Below are 1,965 nucleotides of genomic sequence, written 5' to 3' on the forward strand. Positions count from 1 at the left end.
GGGGGGGGGGGGGGGGGGGGGGGGGGGGGGCCCCCCCCCCCCCCCCCCCCCCCCCCCCCCCCCCGCCCCCCCCCCCCCCCCCCCCCCCCCCCCCCCCCCCCCCCCCCCCGTCCCACCGAATGCCTGCTTCTGCTGTTGCTCTGGCATCGGCAGGTGCAGGGCGCAGCCCTGCCGAATCCCATTACACTCCAGAAGGATTTCCTGCTGGAGAGAGCAATGAAACGAGTAGCACTGGGCCTGCTGGCCCTGTCGGTGTCGAGCGCACTGATGGCGGCCACCCCGAAATTCGATGGCGCGCGGATCTCCGCCGACGTCAAGGAACTGGCCTCCGACGCCTACGAAGGCCGCTCCCCGGCCACCGCCGGCGAAGAAAAGACCATCGCCTTCCTCAGCAAGCAGTTCGCCGACGCCGGCCTGCAGCCGGGCGGTGACCTCAAGGACGGCAAGCGCCTGTGGACCCAGGCCGTGCCGCTGCGCAAGGGGGACATCGTCGGCGCGCCGCAGTTGGCATTGCACCAGGGCGGCAAGACCCTGCCGCTGGAACAGGGCAAGCAGATTGCCGTGCGCGCCGCCATGAACGGGGCCAGCAACGTCGACATCAGCAAGGCCCCGCTGGTGTTCCTCGGTTACGGCGTGAAGGCCCCGGAGCGCAACTGGGACGACTTCAAGGGCGTGGACCTGAAGGGCAAGATCGCCGTCGTGCTGATCAACGACCCGGACTTCGAGACCGGCCAGGGTGACTTCGACGGCAAGGGCATGACCTACTACGGCCGTTGGACCTACAAGTACGAAGAAGGCGCCCGCCAGGGCGCGCTGGGCGTGCTGATCGTGCACGAGACTGCACCGGCGTCGTATGGCTGGGCCACCGTGGCCGGCTCCAACACCAACACCATGTTCGATGTGGTGCGCGACAACCCGGCCGACAGCCACCCGCTGCTGGAAGGCTGGATCCAGCGCGACCTGGCCGTGGAGCTGTTCCGCTCGGCCGGGCAGGATTTCGAGGCGCTGAAGAAGAAGGCGCAGCAGCGCGACTTCACCCCGGTGCCGCTGACCGGCGCCAGCCTGGACGCGAAGTACGCGGTGAAGACCGAAGTGATCACCTCGCACAACGTGGCCGCACGCCTGGAAGGCAGCCGCCACCCGGACGAGACCATCGTCTACAGCGCGCACTGGGACCACATCGGCGTGGGCGAGCCCGACGCACGTGGCGACCGCATCTTCAATGGCGCACTGGACAACGCCAGCGGCACCGCCTCGCTGATCGAACTGGCCCGCGGCTTCGCCAAGGCCAAGCGTCCGGAGAGGTCAGTGCTGTTCCTGGCGGTCACCGCCGAGGAAAAGGGCTTGCTGGGTTCGGAGTACTACGCCACCCATCCGCTGTATCCGCTGGAAAAGACCGTGGCGGTGATCAACATGGACGGCATGGCGCCGTTCGGGCCGTCGCGTGACTTCGGCATCTACGGTGCCGCGCGTTTCGAGCTGCTGGACCAGCTGAAGGACGTGGCCAAAGGCTGGGATATCCGCTACACGCCGGACCCGAAGCCGGAAGCCGGCCTGTTCTTCCGCTCCGATCACTTCCCATTCGCCAAGCGTGGCGTTCCGGCACTGTCGTGGTCGGCCGGCCAGGACTGGGTGGACGGTGGCGTGGCCGCAGGCAAGAAGGCCTCCGAGGACTACACCGCCAAGCGCTACCACCAGCAGGGCGACGAATGGCAGCCGGACTGGGTGTTCGCCGGTGCCGCCCGCGACCTGGAAGTGCTGTACACGCTGGGCAACCAGCTGGCCAACACGCGCAGCTGGCCGAACTGGAGCAAGGACGAATCGTTCCGCGCCGTGCGTGACGCCAGCGCCGACCAGCGCAAGTAAGGGCATGCGCCGGGTTCGCCCGGCGCCTCCCGGGTAGTGGGGGGGGGGGGGGGGGGGGGGGGGGGGGGGGGGGGGGGGGGGGGGGGGGGGGGGGGGGGG

General features: G+C 69.7%; 1 protein-coding gene. It reads left to right on the forward strand.

What is annotated here, in order from left to right; translation table 11 throughout:
* The first annotated feature begins 216 nt into the window (after positions 1-216).
* On the forward strand, positions 217-1,866 hold the full coding sequence (locus O0K41_RS22190; protein WP_049449782.1) for a M28 family metallopeptidase: 1,650 nt from the start codon (positions 217-219) through the stop codon (positions 1,864-1,866).
* Positions 1,867-1,965 lie beyond the last annotated feature (99 nt).

The sequence above is a fragment of the Stenotrophomonas sp. Sm2128 genome (assembly GCF_030985535.1).
In the GTDB taxonomy this organism is placed as follows: domain Bacteria; phylum Pseudomonadota; class Gammaproteobacteria; order Xanthomonadales; family Xanthomonadaceae; genus Stenotrophomonas; species Stenotrophomonas maltophilia.